This window comes from Pseudoalteromonas ardens, from assembly GCF_030125445.1.
GTDB lineage: Bacteria > Pseudomonadota > Gammaproteobacteria > Enterobacterales > Alteromonadaceae > Pseudoalteromonas > Pseudoalteromonas ardens.
This window is the reverse complement of record NZ_JASJUV010000001.1, coordinates 243,163-260,414: the sequence shown is the minus strand read 5'-3', so window position 1 is coordinate 260,414 and position 17,252 is coordinate 243,163. Positions and strand designations below refer to the sequence as shown.

Below are 17,252 nucleotides of genomic sequence, written 5' to 3'. Positions count from 1 at the left end.
TAAGAAAGTTCGACTTAGTGTACGATATATAAACTACATGAAGTGTATTAACGGCAATGAACGGCCTGTTTGTTAGCTCAGACCAGCATACTTCAGTGTGGCTAACACAGCATTTTACTCAGGCACTCAATCGCTTATGGCGTTGTCCATAGCTTAACACAGCCTGCTCAAATAGCCTGACTTGCTCGTGACTAAACTGACACCGAGTATACCTGAGTATATCCAGCGAAACTTCGCTGACCTTACAGCAATCCGTTGGCCGGGTTGGGCTAAACTCCGCATCATCGGGAAACACCGCCAACCAGCGTACACCGAATGGCGTATTTATCACGCCAGCCAGTGTAGCAGCGCGTTGTGCCGCTGCCGTAAGCGGATTTGCCAGGTAATGGGTCTTGTTCTTGTAGCGACAGGGCCAAACCTGACTGTCCGTTTCGACCGCAATCAACCCTCTTTGCTCGACCACCACCACCACAAAAACACCAAATGGTGACAACACGACGCAATCTAAAGATAAAGCCTCTAACTGCTCCGGATACAGGTGACGAGTGAGGATGGTATAGTGTTTTGCGTCAAGCGATGTCGTAAGGCTGTGATAAACCTGCCATTTCAGCTTTTCAGCCTGTGCTTTATCGGCATCACGTTTACGCATATAAAGGTAACGCGCAGCAGTCCAAACAAGATAAAGCAAAAAACACAACGCAATCAGGTTAAGCGCGGTGAACGGGGACTGAGATTGCACACCCGGTTGTGTCGTAGCCAGATCACGAGTCTGGTGCGACGCGGCATTCGTTATCTGTACACCATCGCCTTTATCTGGCTCATTGCCAGAGGTTGGCTCTGCGCCAATCACATGAGCGCTGACGATAAACAAACAAACCAAAATCCATCTAACCATGCCGCCACCTTCTTTCTTAGCGTTGAGCTAATGCATTAAGCGTCCAGGCCTCTAAAATACCGTCACTGCTTAATGTCAGGAGAGTATGTCTATCCGCCGCATACATATCTACGATAGTCGCCCCATCATGAACAAAGCTAATTTGCCAGGTACCGAGCTCTTCGCCATTTTTCGCATTCCAGATGCTCAAATGCGACTTTGATGAGGACGTTGCGAGCAACTCACTCCCTTTAATAAAGAGCGCTTTACGAAATACTTTAAAGCGTGACATATACTGAAGTTCACTAATGCTCTGCCCATCGGTCAATGATGTAACAACCTGTTCATTCAAAGCATCAGACGCAAACAAGGCTGAAAAGTCATCACGCACTGCAACACTGGTAACCCGGTGATCAAACTCTTTCATAAAAATAGGCTCTGCCGAGCCAAATTTCCACAGCGCCAGTTTGCCATCCTGAGCGCCAGTAACGAATAGTTCACCCTTATCATCCCAAAACACATGCTGAACCGGCCGCGAGTGCGGTGCAAAGCGGTTATTTATCTGGGTATGTAAATCGGCCATATTGATGGTGCCATCCGCCATTGCCACAATGGCTTTGTCATTTTTGGGCGATATAGCCATAGCCGTAATGACCGCACCGGGTGTCACACCACCAAATGCGACCTTGGTCACTAACTTACCTTTACTCAGCGACCAAAATGCCAATTCTGACTCGCTGGCAATCACCAACATCTTTAAATCTTCTGACAGGGCAACATCCCGAACAAACTCAGGCGTCTTTTCTTTGGGCACTGTGAACTCAACCTGCTGAGTAGCCACATTCCAAACCTGAATTTGTTTTTGATTATCAAATGTGACGAGCTTTGTGCCATCCTTTGAGAAATGGCCTATCGCAATACCACTGTCATTCAGTCTGCCAACATTACCCTGACTTAGCTGGATTTCCTCATTGCATGCACTCAACATCACCACACACAACGCCGCCAGCAATACCTTTAACCACATAACTCTACTCGTGACACCACTAAAACCGCCATTATACGTGCATTAACTGAGAGTAAAAAGTACACCAAAAAACTGTACCACTTTTAACAGCACAGATAGTAGACCAAACCTGTTCCTGTTACTATTACATCTCGATAACACCTCACCTGTGCTTTCGACAGCAAGAACCACACCAGCCCTCACTCACGATTTAGTAAAGTACTGATCTGCCACAACTCAACAAAACCATCACTGCTGAGTGTGAGCAGTTCACCTTGTGCGTTAGCATACATATCAAGCACAGTGGCATCACGACTCTGGGCCTGGATAGCATAAGCGCCAATTTCCTGACCGTTTTGCGCGTCCCATAAAGTCCACCAGGCTTTTGACGACCCAGTTGCCAAATAACGCTGGTCTACACTAAATGCAGCCGCACGAAACCATCTAAAACGCTCCGGGTAGCGCAAGTTAATGTCATATTTGGCATCTGTGTATACGGAGAAAATACGCTGCTCATTGAGTGCATCGGATGCAAACAGCTGGGTTTGATCTGCACTGTGCGCGATGCTGGTAATGCGGCGGCCAAAATCAACACGCCGTTTTATTTTCATAGTACGCGCGTCATATAACAATATCTGGCCATCATGCCCTGCACTCAGCACACTCTGGCCTTGTCCACTCATCGCAACATGCATCACTTTACTGTCGTGAAACCTCGCTGTTTTAACCAACTGGTTATCCAAATCCAGTAAGTTGACGGTGCCGTCATTTAACCCGACTAGCAACAAGTTGGGGCGGCTATACAAGTTCAATGCCGAGACCTTTGCCAGTTCAGATGAAGGGTGTACCGCAACCGTTCCCAATTGCAATCCTTGCTCAACGTCCCATAGCTCTACCGATTTTTGGTAGCCTATTGCAAGCCGCTTATTATCATCACTGAGACTGAACGCCAGTATTTTGCCCTTGTCATTGTCGAGTCTGGTTATGGGATCTGCGACTGCAAATATAAGGGTCTGAGTATTGATATGAAATACCGCAAGCTTATCACCCGGATTGTGTAACACGGCCAAATTGCCATCCACTGAAAACTGACCCTGAACCGCGTTTTGTTGCAGGCTAATTGTTTGAGCTTCATTATTTTGAATTGGCGCATCACATCCGGCTAACCCCATCACAGCCATTAAAACCAAACCTATTAAGAGGTGTTTTGCCAATTGAGTCACTAGTGCCACCGCCTGTTTTCATGTAATAAGATGTAATGTACAAATATCACCCAAATGTATACCTTTTGACTTGCTAGCCGTGAACTGGTTCATTAGGCAGCGTCTCTTATTTCTCCTGGCAGTAGAGTTATGCTGCCAGTCTTCTCTATCTGGCGCTATACTTAACGTGAGGGGTTCGTTGGGGAGGTTACTATGCCCAGTCCACCAAAACGCGCGGCCAAAGGTCATGTTTCAGACCATGGCGCGGCATTAAATAAAGCGCTAAGTCCTGACAAACGCAAAAAATTCGCCGAGAAAGCAAACCAGGCCTATGAGAAAAGGCATCCTGAAGGTACCAATATAAAAAAGGACATAGCCAAAAACAAGGCAGAAAGGGAAACACGTTCCGTCGTTTATAAGCTGGAGTTGGTGTTGTTTATAATCGTCATTGGCGCCATTATCGTGCGTGTTGCTTTTATGGATTGAGTGGCTTATCGCGCTCGAAAGGTGATCAATGTGAGAAGTAAAGTTGCCCACTGCGATGGTGTCTGTTGGTTTTATGGGCAGATTGACGCGTTTGCGTCACCCATATCATGGCTGATATTTAGATAACTTTAAAATGCGAGGACTATTAGGGTTTTAAAGTCCTCACATTAAATTCGCCATCAAATAACGATATTAACTGATATCGTTAATATTCTACACTTGCTATACGATGAGGCCTCTACTCTTCCAACAGTTGATACAAACGGCTGGTTACCCCATTCGTCCAGCCAAACCCTTGCTGCACCGTGTACTCCCCACCTCCGGCACGCACACCCGGTTCAACCACGTTGTATTTTTCGAGTAAACAACCTCGCTGCTCAAAATCACGCTCCAGCATCACTAACCAACGTCTGGCTACACTGGTTGCCAGCTTGCAATAACCGTAGTTCAGCATACCCTTGACGGCAAACCATTGTAACGGCGCCCAGCCATTTGGACTATCCCACTGCTGTGCGGTGTCAGTCAGCGTAGTCACTAATCCACCTGCGCGCAAAAAGTCTTGCTCCAGACGTTGTACCATAGCTTCAGCCTGGAGCTGACTTGCCAGGCTAAGAAACATAGGCACGACACCGGCCAATGACATCACCTGACTGCGCGTTTGCAAAGCAATGTGGTAATCCATAAACCAGCCTTGTTCTTTATCCCACAGATAGGCCTGGATCAGACGTTTTCGCTGCTGAACAAGATTCAGGTAATGCGCACTTTGCTGACTATCTCCAAGCGCGGCATAGCATTCGCTAAGCTGCCATTCCAGCTGCTGCAATAAAGCGTTTAAATCGACAGGGATACGCTGTACCGTATTAATGCTGCACAACTGCGCAGGATCATCCAGCCAGCGACTACTGAAATCCCAACCTGACTCACAGGCCGCACGGATATTTCGATAAAACACAGCACGATGTTCTGGCTCCAGCATGCTGGCAGCCTCAATGTCTTCTTTATAGGACTCAGGACGCGGCTCTGCACTGTCATCCCAGAAACGGTTCATTACGCCACCGCAGGGCATACGTACAACACGCCGGATTTCTGTCAGCTCATCATTCAGTTTTTCGCTATCCGCCATCCAGAATGCATGTTCTTTTTGCAGTGCATCAGTCACTGTGCTCAACCATGCCTGATCCTGATGATGCGTCTGCCATAGCAAAGATACCATCAGTGCTGTTACCGGGGGCTGAGAACGACTGGTATAGTAACTGCGGTTGCCGTTTGGAACGTGGCCAATACGCGTTATCAGACTCACAAAATTATCAAGCATATTTGACACTTGTTCAGTGTGACCGGCGTCAAGCAGGCCCAGCGCAGTAAAATAGCTATCCCAGTAATAAATTTCATTGAAACGCCCGCCTGGCACAGTATAGCTGGCTGGCAAATCCAATAATGAGGAGGCGTTACCTGTTTGTGGTGCTCGCTCAAGACGCAACCACAGCTGACTGATGTAGTCTTTGACTGACGTTGCATTCAGCGCTGCAAGCTCAGGCTGCGGTGCAAATTCAAAGTGTCGGGCAACAAAAGCGGCTAAGTCTTCTGGCGATTCTTGATCGTATAACACGCAAGCCTGTTGCCAGCTAGTTTTAGGGATCGCATCCGCAAACTGTTTACTGTCAGAAAAAATGCCCTGCGTTTGCACCGCTTTAAACAAGTTTGATTGTTCAAACTGCATCAATAACTCCTAAAGTGCGCAAGCGCTGGTCTGTGCCTGAGCGCGTCGCTTAAACAAAAATAACGTAATGGCAATGCCGCACATGGGGATCAAAGAGAGGTAAAACGCCTGTTGACCACCAATATATTCAAATACAAACCCTGTGATCAGTGAGCCTGTGGTTCCGCCCAGTGCAGAGAACACGACAATCAGGCCTGTCATAGGTGCGTGCTGTCTCTCATCCAGACTGCTCAACATTACCGAGTTAATCACCGGATAAATCGGCGCCATCATCAGTCCAATCAAAGGCATTAAATAAGCAGCCAATGGCGCATCAAACAGGCTGTTTACTTGTTTAGGTTGCAGGTTTTCAGTCATAGGGAGTGTCAGTAATACCAGTGCTGCCATGCCAATCAGGCAGGCATTCAGTAAGCTGTACCAGTGAATATGCTTAAGTAGCTGGCCTGCTAACAGACGACCTATTGCCAGGCTGGCTGCAAAAATACTGGTTAGCTGAACCGCAATATCGACTGGCAGATTCAGCACCTGGTTATTGAACGTTGGCAACCAGGTACCTACGCCTTGCTCAATCAGCACATATAAAAATGCAGACAACACAAACACCAGCACCAAAGGCTGATAAGCCAGTTTTAGCATACCGACGAACTCGTCTTTTAGCGGCTGCTCTTCGCTGAAGTGTGGCTTTTTCATCGGAGCACTGACAACCAACAATGCCGTTACCAGCGTTAATGCGCCCAGCAAATAATAGACATTTAGCCAGGCCAACGAATCAGCCTGCTCACCAATAAATGCCGCGAAGATCCAATACCCACTCAGCACCCCAACCATAAACAAGCCTTCAATGGTGTTAAGTAAGCTTGAATGCCCCTTCGCATCCTCGGTAACCTGGCCTATAAGGGCGTAAACAGTGACTTTAACTATCGCAAACGCGCAACCAACACTGGCAAACAAAGCTTTTAGCGCCCAGAAAGCCCCAAGCATCGGTGTCAGCAGGCACATGACTGCAACCAGGAATAACGCCCCCAGCAACGCTAGTCGATAACCAATGCGCGGGATAAACGAGGCGACAAGAAAAGACACGATGGCGATAGGAATGTCTTTAAACCCTTCGAGACTGGCAGCCTGCGCTTTCGATACAGCAAAGGAATTAATCGCCTGTAATATCACAGTGCCAACACTGTTGAGTAAGATCGCAAACAAAAAGTAGCAGGCCGCCATGGCCAGCACGACTCTGGTGTGCTTCATAAGGATACTCTGTAACCATTCAATAACAGTCAGTCTAGCCGCGACCATTTATTTTTGCAATCGTTTGCAATTCTAAAATTAAAAATTTGTGTGGTTTGTTTACAGAGCCCGAACGCACGTTGCAAAAAATATTACTGAGATTAATTCGGCTTTAGTGACAGTCCTTAGCTCGATTGACGCACAACCAGTTCCACGTCAAGCTGCGTGGAATCAGGCTTGTCTCCTTTCAATTGCGCTAAAAGTTTATCAACCAGTACCTGTCCGGCCAGGCGGGTGTTCTGCTGTATGGAGGTCAGCGACGGCGAGCTGATATCCGCCATTGCAATATCATCAAATCCCACCATACGAACGTCGTTTGGGATACTGACATAACGCTCTTTGAGCGCTTTCATTGCCCCAAGGGCAACCATATCGCTACATGCAAAGATGCCATCAAAGCTAAGCCCTTCTTTCAATAAAGTCTGGTTGATAACCTCATAGGCAGCCTGGCTGGTAATGTCGATTTTCAATAGAGAAGCGCTTGCCTGTGGCTCTTTACTTATCTGCTCGCAAAAGCCCCGATACCGCTCTGCCAGCTCGGCATGCGCCGGATCGCCCATAAACAGCAAGCGGCGAGCGCCCTGCTCCAGTAAATGCTGGGTTGCCATGCAACCAGCCAGATAGTTGTCACTTCCGACAATCGGGTAGTCCCCGTCTGTCTTGGGATCTCCCCATACGACCAGCGGCGTGCCGGCACTGGCTGCTCGTTCAATACGCGCCTGCTGTTTACCCTGGCCAACTACAATCACCCCATCAGCCCGACGACCATCGATAAAATAACCGTGCCAGTCATCACCTGCCATGTAAGAATTAGAAAGCAGTAGTTCATACCCCTGGCGATTAACCGCCAGATTAATATCGCTCACCACTTTGAGCAAAAACGGGTCATCGATGGACTGCTCGGTCTCAGCGTCGAAATTAATCAGTACCGCTATCACATTGGTTTTTTGCAATCGTAATCGGCTGGCAGCGGCATTCAGGCTGAAATTGTGCTTTTTGGCCAGCGCTTGCAATTTTTTACGGGTTTCTTCCTTAATCAGCGGATTGTTATTCAGTGCCCGGGATGCGGTTGACGTAGATACACCAGCTAATTTTGCCAGATCCGCGAGTTTCATTTTTTTTGACTGCATGTATAACGCACCACCAAAGAACCATTGTAACGAATTGAATATATTAATTTTAAAGGCAATATCGATGCCCATTAACCGCATTATAGCGCAGCGTTTGCTTACCTGTCTTACCTTTTCTATTTTTGATTTTTCACTCATCGGTCCAGTTACAAGTTTACCGTAAAGTGCCAAAAAAGTTGCAAACCGCCTATTGCAAACGTTTGCATAACGTTCTATTTTAAAATGACGCCGCGTGCAACCTGAGCGCTGATAAGCTCGAATGAGTCAATATGAGCACGACAGAGCGGCGCATAACAATAGCAATGAGCACAGCCAAAGCTGTGCAGACACAGACAACACATATGACAACCAAGGGGGCAGTTCCTGTGAACCTAGGCAACAAATACTCTTTAATCGCATCCGCGGTGGCCGCAGCCATGGCCGTATCGGGCGCTGCACAGGCTGAACAACAAGCCACTAAGCAAGACAAAAAAGTAGAAACCATTATTGTATCCGGTACTCCGGGCGGCGCTGGTATTCGTAAACTGGACGCCAGTTTCGCAGTAACCAACGTGGATGCGGTACAGATTGAACGTTTGGCGCCTAAGAGCACCGCAGATTTACTTAAATCTGTACCTGGTATTTGGGTAGAGAGCTCAGGCGGCGAATCCGGTGCTAACGTTTTTGTTCGCGGTTTTCCGGGCGGCGGAGATGCGCCATTCCTGACCGTTAGCCTGCAAGGTTCGCCTATTTACCCTGCTCCCACTTTATCGTTCCTGGAAAACTCTTCTATTTTCCGCCTTGATGAGACTATTGCCCGTATGGAAGGCCTTCGTGGCGGTCCTAACCCGGTGGTTTCAAACGGCCAACCAGGTTTGACAACCAACTTTCATCTAAAGCGCGGCTCAGAAGAGACCGAAGGCACAGTAAAATACACCACTTCAGATTATGGCTTACAGCGCATCGACGGCGTCCTGAGCGGTGAGCTGAGCGACGACTTCTATTATATGATTGGTGGCTATGCAAAACGCTCTTCCGGGATCCGCGATGCCGGCTTCACCTCAGAAAAGGGCCACCAGTTCACCATTAATCTGACCAAAGAATTTGATAATGGTGAGTTCAATGTCTATACCCGCCAAACAGACGACACAGGTGCATGGTACCTACCAACCCCGCTTAATGTAGACGGTGTCGACGCTGGCTTTACGCAATTAGGCACCTTAAATCGTCAGGCCGTGATCCATGTTGCAGGCCAGGATATGGAAGTTGATTTAGGTGAAGGCCGAGGCTGGAAAGGCCATGTCTCAGGCGGTAGTCTGAAACTGGAATTACCTAACGGCTGGCAGTTAATTGACCGTTTTAGCCTGACTAACGGTGATGCAAACACCTATGGTTTAGTGCCTGATGGCGCAGCAACAACTCTGGCGAGCGTAGCTGACGATGGCGTCAGTGCAACAGGCTCAGTCACTGGTACAGTTTACGACAGTGATACCATGGTACAAAACTATGGCCGCTGGGTCGTGCTCAAAGAAATTGAGGCTTTTACCAATGACTTAGCCATCAGCAAAGAATTCTCATCGGTGAACAGCGCCTTTGGTGTTTATACTGCCACCACCTCTGCAAAAGACTGGTGGAGCCTGGGCAACTCAGCCTATCACGTGCTCGCCGCAGGCGGTGAAATGCTCACCGGCATCGAGTGTAACAACAGCGAAGACGGTTGTGGCTTTAATTACGACATTAACAGTACCGGTGATGCAACCACATTAGCGTTCTATACTACGCATAGCTATCGCGCCACCGACGCGCTAACGCTAGATCTCGGCCTGCGTAGTGAAAAACACGAAGTAGACTACTCAGTAGATGAAGACCTGGATGGCACCATCAATAAGTTTGTCACCTACGATGAGCGCAAGACGTCCTGGACTCTGGGTGCCGACTTTAAACTGGATGACCAAAGCGGTGTGTTCGCACGTATGAATAAAGGCTACAAAATGCCTTATTTCGACGATTTCCGAGACAACTACGGCGCTTATCAGGGTGGTGAGCGTCTAATCAAAGAAGTAACCCAAGCCGAAATTGGTTACAAATACATGGGTGAAAGCAGCGATGTATTCGCCACACTCTTTGCTAACGAAGTGCAAGGCGATACCTTTGTGCGCAAGCCTGGCGACCCAGCTGAAATCCTGACCAACGAAGCCATGGGTATTGAGGTTGATTACAACTTCAATCATAGCTCTGGTTTTAGCGTCAATATGAATGCGACCTGGCAAAAAACTGAAATCACGGAAAGCCCGGACAATATCGGCAACGAAGCGCAACGTCAGCCTGGCTGGCAGGTCCGGGTAACACCGAGCTACGAGTTTGAACTCGGTGATATGTTTGCCACTGTATACGGCACAATTTCAGCCGTAGACGACCGTTTTGGTAATAATGAGAACACAGTAGTACTGGATGGCTACGAGAAGTTTGATCTGGGCTTTACCCTGGAGCCAACTGAGCAGGTAAAACTGATGGTATCAGTGGATAACCTCACCGATGAACAAGGTATCACCGAAGGTGATCCGCGTAATGCCGACGCCCCCAATGGCCGCTACATTATGCCACGTAGTGTGAAGCTCAGCGTCAGCTACAGTTTCTAACTACACTCCCTGAAAACCAGAAAGCCCGGGCACTTTGCTTGGGCTTTTTTGCTTTTGTCACTAAACTCATTAATACAACAATATGATGATAACTCTTTGCGCCGTTTCACTAACAAATGGGGGAAATATCATGAATATTGAAGACGTCCGTAACGGAGAATGGGTGGAGTATCACAAGCATCCGGTCGAAGTACTAAGTGTAGACAGGCAACACAACATAGTCACAATTTACGATGCGCGCTCGCAATGCAAAGTCAAAGTGCATATTGATGAGCTAAAAGACGACCCGCAGTGTCACTGCGACTCATATTTGTATTTTTGAGGTATTTGGCTAGGGTTGTTAAAGCGCATCCAGTAAAAGGCCTTCTCACATTAGCCTTTTACTGGACCTTGTTAGCATGTTTTTTTAACTTAAAATACTGTCAAATACGTGCTGACGCTGCACTTGAACATCATTAAGATAAAGGTCTGCACGGGCTACTTCATTATTGTAAGCCAGGGTAAACAGACCGGCCGCCTTTGCTGCTGTAACACCTGAGCAACTATCCTCTATGGCCACGGCTTGATCTGGCGAAATCCCTAACACGTCGAGCGCATGCAGATATATAGCAGGGTTCGGTTTGCCATGCTGCACCATATCCCTTGAAAAAAACTGCTCTATATAAGCATCAATCTTTAACTCTTGAATAGCCTGGCTGACAATTTGAGCATCTGAGTTTGATACAACACATTGCCGAATCCCTCGCTCAGAAAACGCCTCTACCCACTCAATATTGAGACCAAGGTGGGGAGAGTCAGATAAGTTTTGCAATGCATAGTCAATGGTATATTGATACCACTCAGAGTAGCGCTCTGTCCGAGTAAATCCTGCTTGTTCGCACAAAGCTGAAAACACTGACACCCCTTCCAGACCAGGGGCTAACTCAAAGCTCTCGTCCAGGTTAAGTCCAATTCGTTTATTTGCCGCTAAAATAGCCTGATAGTGCATAGACTCACTATCAATCAAAGTACCATCCAGATCCCACAGTACAACTTTTATCATTGGCTCCCTCCCAGTGAAGAATCATTGATTTGTTTATTCTCAAAATGCATAAACAGCAAGTGCGATACACTCGACAGCACAATCAGAGCGATACCAACAAGCCCCAAAACGGACTGAGTCTGATTAAGGAAGAGGTACCCTAAAATACTGGAAAACAGGATCTGTGCGTATTCAAGCGGCATCAACTTTGATAAGTCGCTTTTATTGAATGCAAAAAACCTGGCTGCCAGTTTGGTGATCAACAGCGCACCATAAACGACAATCAGTAGCCAGCTCCCCATATCTAGCGGAGTCCAGACAAAATACATGATTGGAAGTAAGAGCAATGCAGAGTACAAGGGTCCAAATACCATTTGAGGTATCACTTTTTCCGCATTACCAATGCGTTTCAGGTTCACGTTATAAATTACTAAAGCTGTAACAGCACATAAAGAGAACGCTAAACCAATCAGGGGGCTTTCACTATTTCCAACCTCATTGAGCAATTTAGGTGAAAGCATCAACAGTACCCCAGCCAGATTTAAAACAATTGCTCCATAAACATAGTGCTTTGGCTTTTCTTTGAATATATAGACAGATAACACTGATGTGATTAGGGGAACAAAAAAGTTGATTGCCGTTACTTCGGCCAGGCTCAGATACTGCAAGGCATAAAAAAGGCACACGGTTGAACTGACTCCAAGCGCGCCTCGATACACATGCAAAGACATATTAGTTGGCCGGATATTTTCCCATCGTCCTTTTGAAAACAATGCAATAGCGGCAATAGCCGCCATTGCATTAACCAAAAAAACGACCTGAAATGGACTCACTGACTTCCCCAGAATCCCACCCAGTAGCAACATAAGGCTAAGAATAAATGAGTCAGACAAAATCCAACATACCGCCGATTTTTGATTTTTATCCATAAACTCGCTCTTTAAAAACCTCAACACTACAGATATAGTCGACGAAATTTATGTACCCCGTAAACTCTACCACTTGAAAACCCATACTGGTCAATTGCTCGCCATGCTCATAGCTTGGTGCAGTACTCACCAGCGACTCTAACTGCTCAATGTCTATCTTGTTTGCAATTGCATGGGCGGCCAGTCTCCCTTGAGCTTCAGCAACCGGTGGGGACCCACCCCAAACTGCCGGGCAACCAATGAACCAAAGGTTACGCACTTGCTTACTGGCAATATTGGCAACAAGCCCCTCATCGAACGACACATCATCGATCACAGGCAGTGACATCTCATAGCCTGTACAAAAAATAATTGCATCGAACGACTGGCTATCACCATTCGAAAAGCACAATGTGCTTTCTTGCACATCGGTGATTTCATCTACAATGTGGATCAAACCACGATGGTATTTGCCAATAATGTCAGAGTTAACAGTAATCCTGGCCTTGGTAAAGTCTAGTGTTTGCGGCGCACCAATTTTGATCACTGCCTCACCATACAAGTTATCTACTAACTGAGACGCATAATCTTCGTGCTTAGCACAGACAGTTTGAATATATTCATCGATCGGCAAGCCCTGGAATGACTTTGGCACAACCCAAGTATCTCCTCTGACACTGACAGTAGTTGAAGCCGCTACTTCTGACACCATATTTGCGTAATCACCGCCTGTATTACCCAACCCAACGATCAGCACGTGCTTATCAGAGAATCGTTCAAAGTCATCAATGTCACTTGAATGATAAACTTCTCCCCGATATGAGTCTAAACCAGGCAGCTCGGGCACATAAGGTTTGTGGTACAAGCCTCCGGCATAGATAACATGCTCGACATCAAGAGACAAAGAATCAGTACCAGCCTCCCCTTTATCACTTCCGGTTTTTACAACTTCAACCGAAAAGCTATCATCACAACGCTTACACTGACTGACTCTTGTATTGAAAAATGTCAATGAATCTAATTGGTACTTATCATATAAGTCTTCAATAAGACTCGCATACTCATGATAGGTATAATGGTTTTTGCGATCTGTGGTGCTCGCATCCAATAACGTGAGATTCGGTGCCGTGTTCTGTACCAGTCCTTTATAACAAGCCATGTGCCTGTCCAGCGACCAGATACCACCGAAGCTACCAGCCTGCTCAATAATTACAGGACGGACCCCTGCTTTCAATAGACTGATGGCCGTAGCTATACCAGATGTGCCGCCGCCAATAACCAAGGCTTCAATCCCTGTGGCGTTTCCACCGGCTGAGCACATTTCCTGCAAATCAGCAAACTGTTTGGTTAAGTTCATGCCAATCCCCCTAACCAGGTTTTCATTTTTCCTTGCAGTTCATGCCAGGAACTAGCTGATTGCACAGCGCGTTCACGCACTTCGGGCGACGCTTGGATAGCTTCTTGCAATTTTGCATGCCAACTTTCAACCGAGTTTTGCGCTACAAAACCATTTTCTCCATCTTTAATCATCCAGCATATATGATCACCCATATGTACAACAGGCTTACCGCAGGACAAGTATTCACTGGTCGCAATTGGAGAACAATCATTTACCGGCATAACACAAACATCAGCAGCCCGAACATACTCACCTACCATTTCAAGGTCTTGCCGGCCAATACACTCAACATTTGAATGCTTCTCAAACTCCTCCCGGCAAGGGCCGTCGCCAACCAGTAGTAACTTCCAGCCTTCAGGCAGTGCCTGTGCCACCACATTGAGCCCTCGATACCACTTTCCTAGTTTGCCCGCAAAAAGTACCGTAGGCTGGCTAAATTGAATTGACGAGCCACCTGGATAAAACACCTTATCATCATAGCCATTTGGTAATACGATACTCGATTTAACATTATGATCCTGTCGTAGATACCAGTCTTTTATCGTGTCGCTTTGAAAGATGCAATAAGGCGTATGGCCAATAGCACGCTGTAATGCTTCTTTCATCAGCTCATATCCCAAGTCCTTACCAAACTCACACTCATAATATTCCAGATACCAATCACAACAGTCGAAAATACACTTAGCAAAATGCTCATCGGAGACGATGAGTGCCGATATCGGATTGTCGAAGAAAATAAAATCCGGTTGTGTTTCCTTAACCAGTCTATTGAGTTCAGCCTTTGCTTCCTCAATGCTTGCTAAATCGGTGAGCTGGCTGTGCTTGAACCAACCTATCTCAAGATCTTCGATATCAGCGAAGAAAAACTTTTCTCGTTGCGGGAACCCTTCAAGGTAACTGGGATGCAATACAGAAAAACTGGCTGTGTATACATGCTCAGATAATTTAAGAATTTTCATGTTATGCAAACTCCTTGTTTGAAGGAGCGAGAGATGACCAAGCTTTTCTTTCAATTGCATCGCACAAAGCCAGCGAATTTCTGGCTTCATATATACTGGTGATAGACTCGGCGCTTTCGCCATTGATTAAGTGGATAAATTCTTTCAACTGCTGAGTCAAAGAATCGGAGTATGAATTGTTGGCACTGACACCTGTTACATTATCAATACCACTGCGCTTTGGTTTAAATACGAAGCTGCGACGCAACAAGTCAATGTGTAAGAAACCATCTTTTCCTTCAGCTTCGATTTGCCGCACCTGTGGACCAGGCAAGCGGCCACAGCAGATTTCTACTTCGCTACCCTGCAAGCTTTGGTAGGTCGCAGAAACAAAGTCAGGCCTTGTACCATCAATGGATGTTGCACTGATCTGTAACTCATTTTTTGGCATCATTTCCAGCTGATTTGCTATCAGATCAATGTCATGTATCATCAAATCAAAAACCACCGAGTTATCACGTAAACGCATGCTTGAAGGGTTTAAACGGCTCACTCTTACACTATCCCAAGAATGTGCCTTGAGCGTATTTAATATTGAAATAAATGCGGTGTTGAATCGCTCTGGATGACTGACAGCGATTTTACAACGATGTTTCACAGAGAGCTCTATGAGTTGCTCTGCTTCTTCAAGCTTTGTACATGCAGGCTTTTCAATCAAGCAATGAACATTTTTTTCCAGCATCGATTTTGCGTATTTATAGTGCAAAATTGTAGGGCAGGAAATAATAGCAGAGTCAAAAACACCTCGTGAAGAGTAATCCATGACAACATCAAAGTCTCTGATATAAATCTTTCGAAAATCTTCCTCAATATTCAAGTCATCAAAATCAACAACATCATATATTGCAATTAAGTTACAACCTGACTCTTTGACAACAGTGTTTAGGTGCTTAGCTCCCATGTTACCAACACCAATTATAATAACATTGAGTCGATTATTAATATACCTCTCTTCAAATTGAGTAATCATGTAAGACTCCATTTACTTGTTCGCATATATAGCGAACTTGCTCATCAGTTAAATATGGGTGCATTGGTAGGCTGAATGTTGAAGATGATAGAAACTCGGTATTACTCAAGTCTCCTTTTTCGAAATCTATATACGGTGGCTGAAGATGTAGAGCTAGTCCATAATATACTTGAACTGGTATACCAGTTTGAGAAATACGGCTAACAATATCATCGCGACAAGCCACTAATTTTTCAGTATCGTTAATCCCGGTATTAAGCCGTACTGTAAACTGAGCCCAACTGGATTGTGACCAATTTGCAATATTCTGACATATCAATTTATCAGACAGCATCGAGTGATAAAGCCTGGCAACCTGCTCTCTTCTAGTCAGCTCTTGCGCAAAAATTGATAATTTAGCGAGCAAAACCCCGGCCTGGATTGTGTCTAGCCTCGAGCACACACCTATTTCGTTATAGATATACCGACTCTCACCCTGACCATGGTTACGAAGTGAAACTATCCTGTTCAACAGCACTTCATCATTTGTTAAAAGCGCACCGCCATCACCATAGCAGCCTAATGGTTTGGCGGGATAAAAAGACGTCGTTGACACATCAGCGATAGTGACAGAAGATCGGTTCTTATATCTGGATCCAAAGCTCTGAGCCGCATCTGAGATATAAAAAATGCCAAACTCGTCACATATTCTTCTGATCTCATCGTAATCACATGGGTTGCCAAAGATATCGACAGAAATAACTCCTCTCACGTCTTTATGCAATTTTAAATATGACTCTAGAGCGCTTGGACACAGATTAAACCCATTTTTGTCTACATCAATAAATACCGGGATGCCACCAGCGAGAACAATTGCTTCAGCTGTTGCTGTAAAAGTATAAGATGGGCATATAACTTTATCGCCTTTATTTAAATCTAGTGCCATCAACGAAATTACCAGTGCATCCGTACCACTTCCACATGATGCTGAAAACTGAGAACCAGAAAATTCACAAAGAGATCTTTCAAGCTCTTTTACATATTCACCACCAATAAAATCTAAACGTTCTATAGTATTTAGTACATTACGTGTAACAGCTTCAGAAATAACTTTTCTTTGCTCACCAAGATCTATAAATTTTATATCAACCATAATCACTCCTTGCTTTAGGTACAAGCTAATTAAACACGATCAAAATTACACTTTCAAGTTAAATTAAAAGCACATAAAAACCAATCCCAAAAAACAAAACAACGAAAATAAAAAACAACAAAAAAAATATAAAAAACTTAATTAAAAAGCAAAAAACCTTAGAAAAACACTTCAAAAACAACCCGGTAACAATAATAAAAAAAGCACATCAAACTCAATACCAATTAAGACATTGAGTAATAATCAATAAATTACTAAGACAATCTGCACTTGGCGCGCTTTCAAAAAACTTAACCTAGGCTTGGTAGTAATAAGACTGACATAATTATGTAAAGAAAAATCCGAATGACTCTATATTAACTCTAATGAAAAGGTGGTTTTAACATGTCAGTAATAGAGAAGATGATCACGGTCAGTAGGACTAATTTGAGACTCCCCATATAAACTAGCGATAAGTCACCATGAAAAAAGGCCTGCCAGAGAGCAGACCTTTTGATTTGTTGA

15 protein-coding genes are annotated in these 17,252 nt (G+C 45.5%); 3 read left to right on the top strand and 12 right to left on the bottom strand.

The features are described from left to right. Positions 1 to 118: 118 nt before the first annotated feature. The 3 genes from QNM19_RS00970 to QNM19_RS00960 form a co-directional block, all read right to left on the bottom strand. Complete coding sequence (locus tag QNM19_RS00970; RefSeq protein ID WP_049865098.1) at positions 119 to 895, bottom strand: NERD domain-containing protein; 777 nt, start codon at positions 893 to 895, stop codon at positions 119 to 121. Between the two features lie 16 nt (positions 896 to 911). Then, positions 912 to 1,901, bottom strand: a complete 990-nt coding sequence (locus tag QNM19_RS00965; protein WP_049865097.1) for a WD40 repeat domain-containing protein — start codon at positions 1,899 to 1,901, stop codon at positions 912 to 914. 179 nt (positions 1,902 to 2,080) lie between these two features. Further along, on the bottom strand, positions 2,081 to 3,112 hold the full coding sequence (locus tag QNM19_RS00960; protein ID WP_156202334.1) for a WD40 repeat domain-containing protein: 1,032 nt from the start codon (positions 3,110 to 3,112) through the stop codon (positions 2,081 to 2,083). A gap of 183 nt (positions 3,113 to 3,295) precedes the next feature. Between QNM19_RS00960 and QNM19_RS00955 the strand changes: the two genes are divergently transcribed. Further along, on the top strand, positions 3,296 to 3,568 hold the full coding sequence (locus QNM19_RS00955) for a hypothetical protein (protein WP_049865095.1): 273 nt from the start codon (positions 3,296 to 3,298) through the stop codon (positions 3,566 to 3,568). A 238-nt stretch (positions 3,569 to 3,806) separates the two neighbouring features. Here QNM19_RS00955 and QNM19_RS00950 read toward each other — a convergent pair whose 3' ends face one another. The 3 genes from QNM19_RS00950 to QNM19_RS00940 all read right to left on the bottom strand — a co-directional run bounded on the left by QNM19_RS00950 (position 3,807) and on the right by QNM19_RS00940 (position 7,702). Continuing rightward, on the bottom strand, positions 3,807 to 5,288 hold the full coding sequence (locus QNM19_RS00950; protein ID WP_049865094.1) for a trehalase family glycosidase: 1,482 nt from the start codon (positions 5,286 to 5,288) through the stop codon (positions 3,807 to 3,809). A gap of 9 nt (positions 5,289 to 5,297) precedes the next feature. Beyond that, positions 5,298 to 6,533, bottom strand: a complete 1,236-nt coding sequence (locus QNM19_RS00945) for an MFS transporter (RefSeq protein WP_049865101.1) — start codon at positions 6,531 to 6,533, stop codon at positions 5,298 to 5,300. 164 nt (positions 6,534 to 6,697) lie between these two features. Then, complete coding sequence (locus QNM19_RS00940; RefSeq protein ID WP_049865100.1) at positions 6,698 to 7,702, bottom strand: LacI family DNA-binding transcriptional regulator; 1,005 nt, start codon at positions 7,700 to 7,702, stop codon at positions 6,698 to 6,700. A 416-nt stretch (positions 7,703 to 8,118) separates the two neighbouring features. Between QNM19_RS00940 and QNM19_RS00935 the strand changes: the two genes are divergently transcribed. Together QNM19_RS00935 and QNM19_RS00930 are read left to right on the top strand one after the other, a co-directional pair. Further along, complete coding sequence (locus QNM19_RS00935) at positions 8,119 to 10,320, top strand: TonB-dependent receptor (RefSeq protein WP_417711769.1); 2,202 nt, start codon at positions 8,119 to 8,121, stop codon at positions 10,318 to 10,320. A gap of 130 nt (positions 10,321 to 10,450) precedes the next feature. Then, on the top strand, positions 10,451 to 10,642 hold the full coding sequence (locus QNM19_RS00930) for a hypothetical protein (RefSeq protein WP_058798362.1): 192 nt from the start codon (positions 10,451 to 10,453) through the stop codon (positions 10,640 to 10,642). An 84-nt stretch (positions 10,643 to 10,726) separates the two neighbouring features. Here the strand turns inward: QNM19_RS00930 and QNM19_RS00925 are convergent, their stop codons facing one another. Genes QNM19_RS00925 through QNM19_RS00900 form a run of 6 tightly spaced genes read right to left on the bottom strand, consistent with a single transcriptional unit; the run spans position 10,727 to position 16,748 of the window. Next, complete coding sequence (locus QNM19_RS00925) at positions 10,727 to 11,362, bottom strand: HAD family hydrolase (protein WP_049865093.1); 636 nt, start codon at positions 11,360 to 11,362, stop codon at positions 10,727 to 10,729. Continuing rightward, positions 11,359 to 12,270: a DMT family transporter gene (locus QNM19_RS00920; protein WP_284026187.1), complete on the bottom strand. Its 912-nt coding sequence runs from the start codon at positions 12,268 to 12,270 to the stop codon at positions 11,359 to 11,361. Before QNM19_RS00920 ends, QNM19_RS00925 begins: the two co-directional genes overlap by 4 nt. Further along, a complete protein-coding gene (locus QNM19_RS00915; RefSeq protein WP_049865091.1) occupies positions 12,263 to 13,606 on the bottom strand; it encodes a flavin-containing monooxygenase in 1,344 nt (447 codons plus the stop codon). Before QNM19_RS00915 ends, QNM19_RS00920 begins: the two co-directional genes overlap by 8 nt. Further along, positions 13,603 to 14,607 carry a glycosyltransferase family 4 protein gene (locus QNM19_RS00910; protein ID WP_284026186.1) on the bottom strand — a complete coding sequence of 335 codons (1,005 nt, stop codon included), beginning with the start codon at positions 14,605 to 14,607 and terminating at the stop codon, positions 13,603 to 13,605. The genes QNM19_RS00915 and QNM19_RS00910 overlap by 4 nt, the downstream gene beginning before the upstream one ends. 1 nt (position 14,608) lies before the next feature. Then, positions 14,609 to 15,616, bottom strand: a complete 1,008-nt coding sequence (locus QNM19_RS00905) for a Gfo/Idh/MocA family protein (RefSeq protein ID WP_284026185.1) — start codon at positions 15,614 to 15,616, stop codon at positions 14,609 to 14,611. Next, a complete protein-coding gene (locus QNM19_RS00900) occupies positions 15,600 to 16,748 on the bottom strand; it encodes a DegT/DnrJ/EryC1/StrS family aminotransferase (protein WP_049865086.1) in 1,149 nt (382 codons plus the stop codon). The genes QNM19_RS00905 and QNM19_RS00900 overlap by 17 nt, the downstream gene beginning before the upstream one ends. Between the last annotated feature and the right edge of the window lie 504 nt (positions 16,749 to 17,252).

Excerpts from the sequence above, each read along its gene's own strand:
- QNM19_RS00970 (WP_049865098.1), bottom strand. The coding sequence starts at position 895 with ATGGTTAGATGGATTTTGGTTTGTTTGTTTATCGTCAGCGCTCATGTG.
- QNM19_RS00965 (WP_049865097.1), bottom strand. The coding sequence starts at position 1,901 with ATGTGGTTAAAGGTATTGCTGGCGGCGTTGTGTGTGGTGATGTTGAGT.
- QNM19_RS00955 (WP_049865095.1), top strand. The coding sequence starts at position 3,296 with ATGCCCAGTCCACCAAAACGCGCGGCCAAAGGTCATGTTTCAGACCAT.
- QNM19_RS00950 (WP_049865094.1), bottom strand. The coding sequence starts at position 5,288 with ATGCAGTTTGAACAATCAAACTTGTTTAAAGCGGTGCAAACGCAGGGC.
- QNM19_RS00945 (WP_049865101.1), bottom strand. The coding sequence starts at position 6,533 with ATGAAGCACACCAGAGTCGTGCTGGCCATGGCGGCCTGCTACTTTTTG.
- QNM19_RS00940 (WP_049865100.1), bottom strand. The coding sequence starts at position 7,702 with ATGCAGTCAAAAAAAATGAAACTCGCGGATCTGGCAAAATTAGCTGGT.
- QNM19_RS00935 (WP_417711769.1), top strand. The coding sequence starts at position 8,119 with ATGGCCGTATCGGGCGCTGCACAGGCTGAACAACAAGCCACTAAGCAA.
- QNM19_RS00930 (WP_058798362.1), top strand. The coding sequence starts at position 10,451 with ATGAATATTGAAGACGTCCGTAACGGAGAATGGGTGGAGTATCACAAG.
- QNM19_RS00925 (WP_049865093.1), bottom strand. The coding sequence starts at position 11,362 with ATGATAAAAGTTGTACTGTGGGATCTGGATGGTACTTTGATTGATAGT.
- QNM19_RS00920 (WP_284026187.1), bottom strand. The coding sequence starts at position 12,270 with ATGGATAAAAATCAAAAATCGGCGGTATGTTGGATTTTGTCTGACTCA.
- QNM19_RS00915 (WP_049865091.1), bottom strand. The coding sequence starts at position 13,606 with ATGAACTTAACCAAACAGTTTGCTGATTTGCAGGAAATGTGCTCAGCC.
- QNM19_RS00910 (WP_284026186.1), bottom strand. The coding sequence starts at position 14,607 with ATGAAAATTCTTAAATTATCTGAGCATGTATACACAGCCAGTTTTTCT.
- QNM19_RS00905 (WP_284026185.1), bottom strand. The coding sequence starts at position 15,616 with ATGATTACTCAATTTGAAGAGAGGTATATTAATAATCGACTCAATGTT.
- QNM19_RS00900 (WP_049865086.1), bottom strand. The coding sequence starts at position 16,748 with ATGGTTGATATAAAATTTATAGATCTTGGTGAGCAAAGAAAAGTTATT.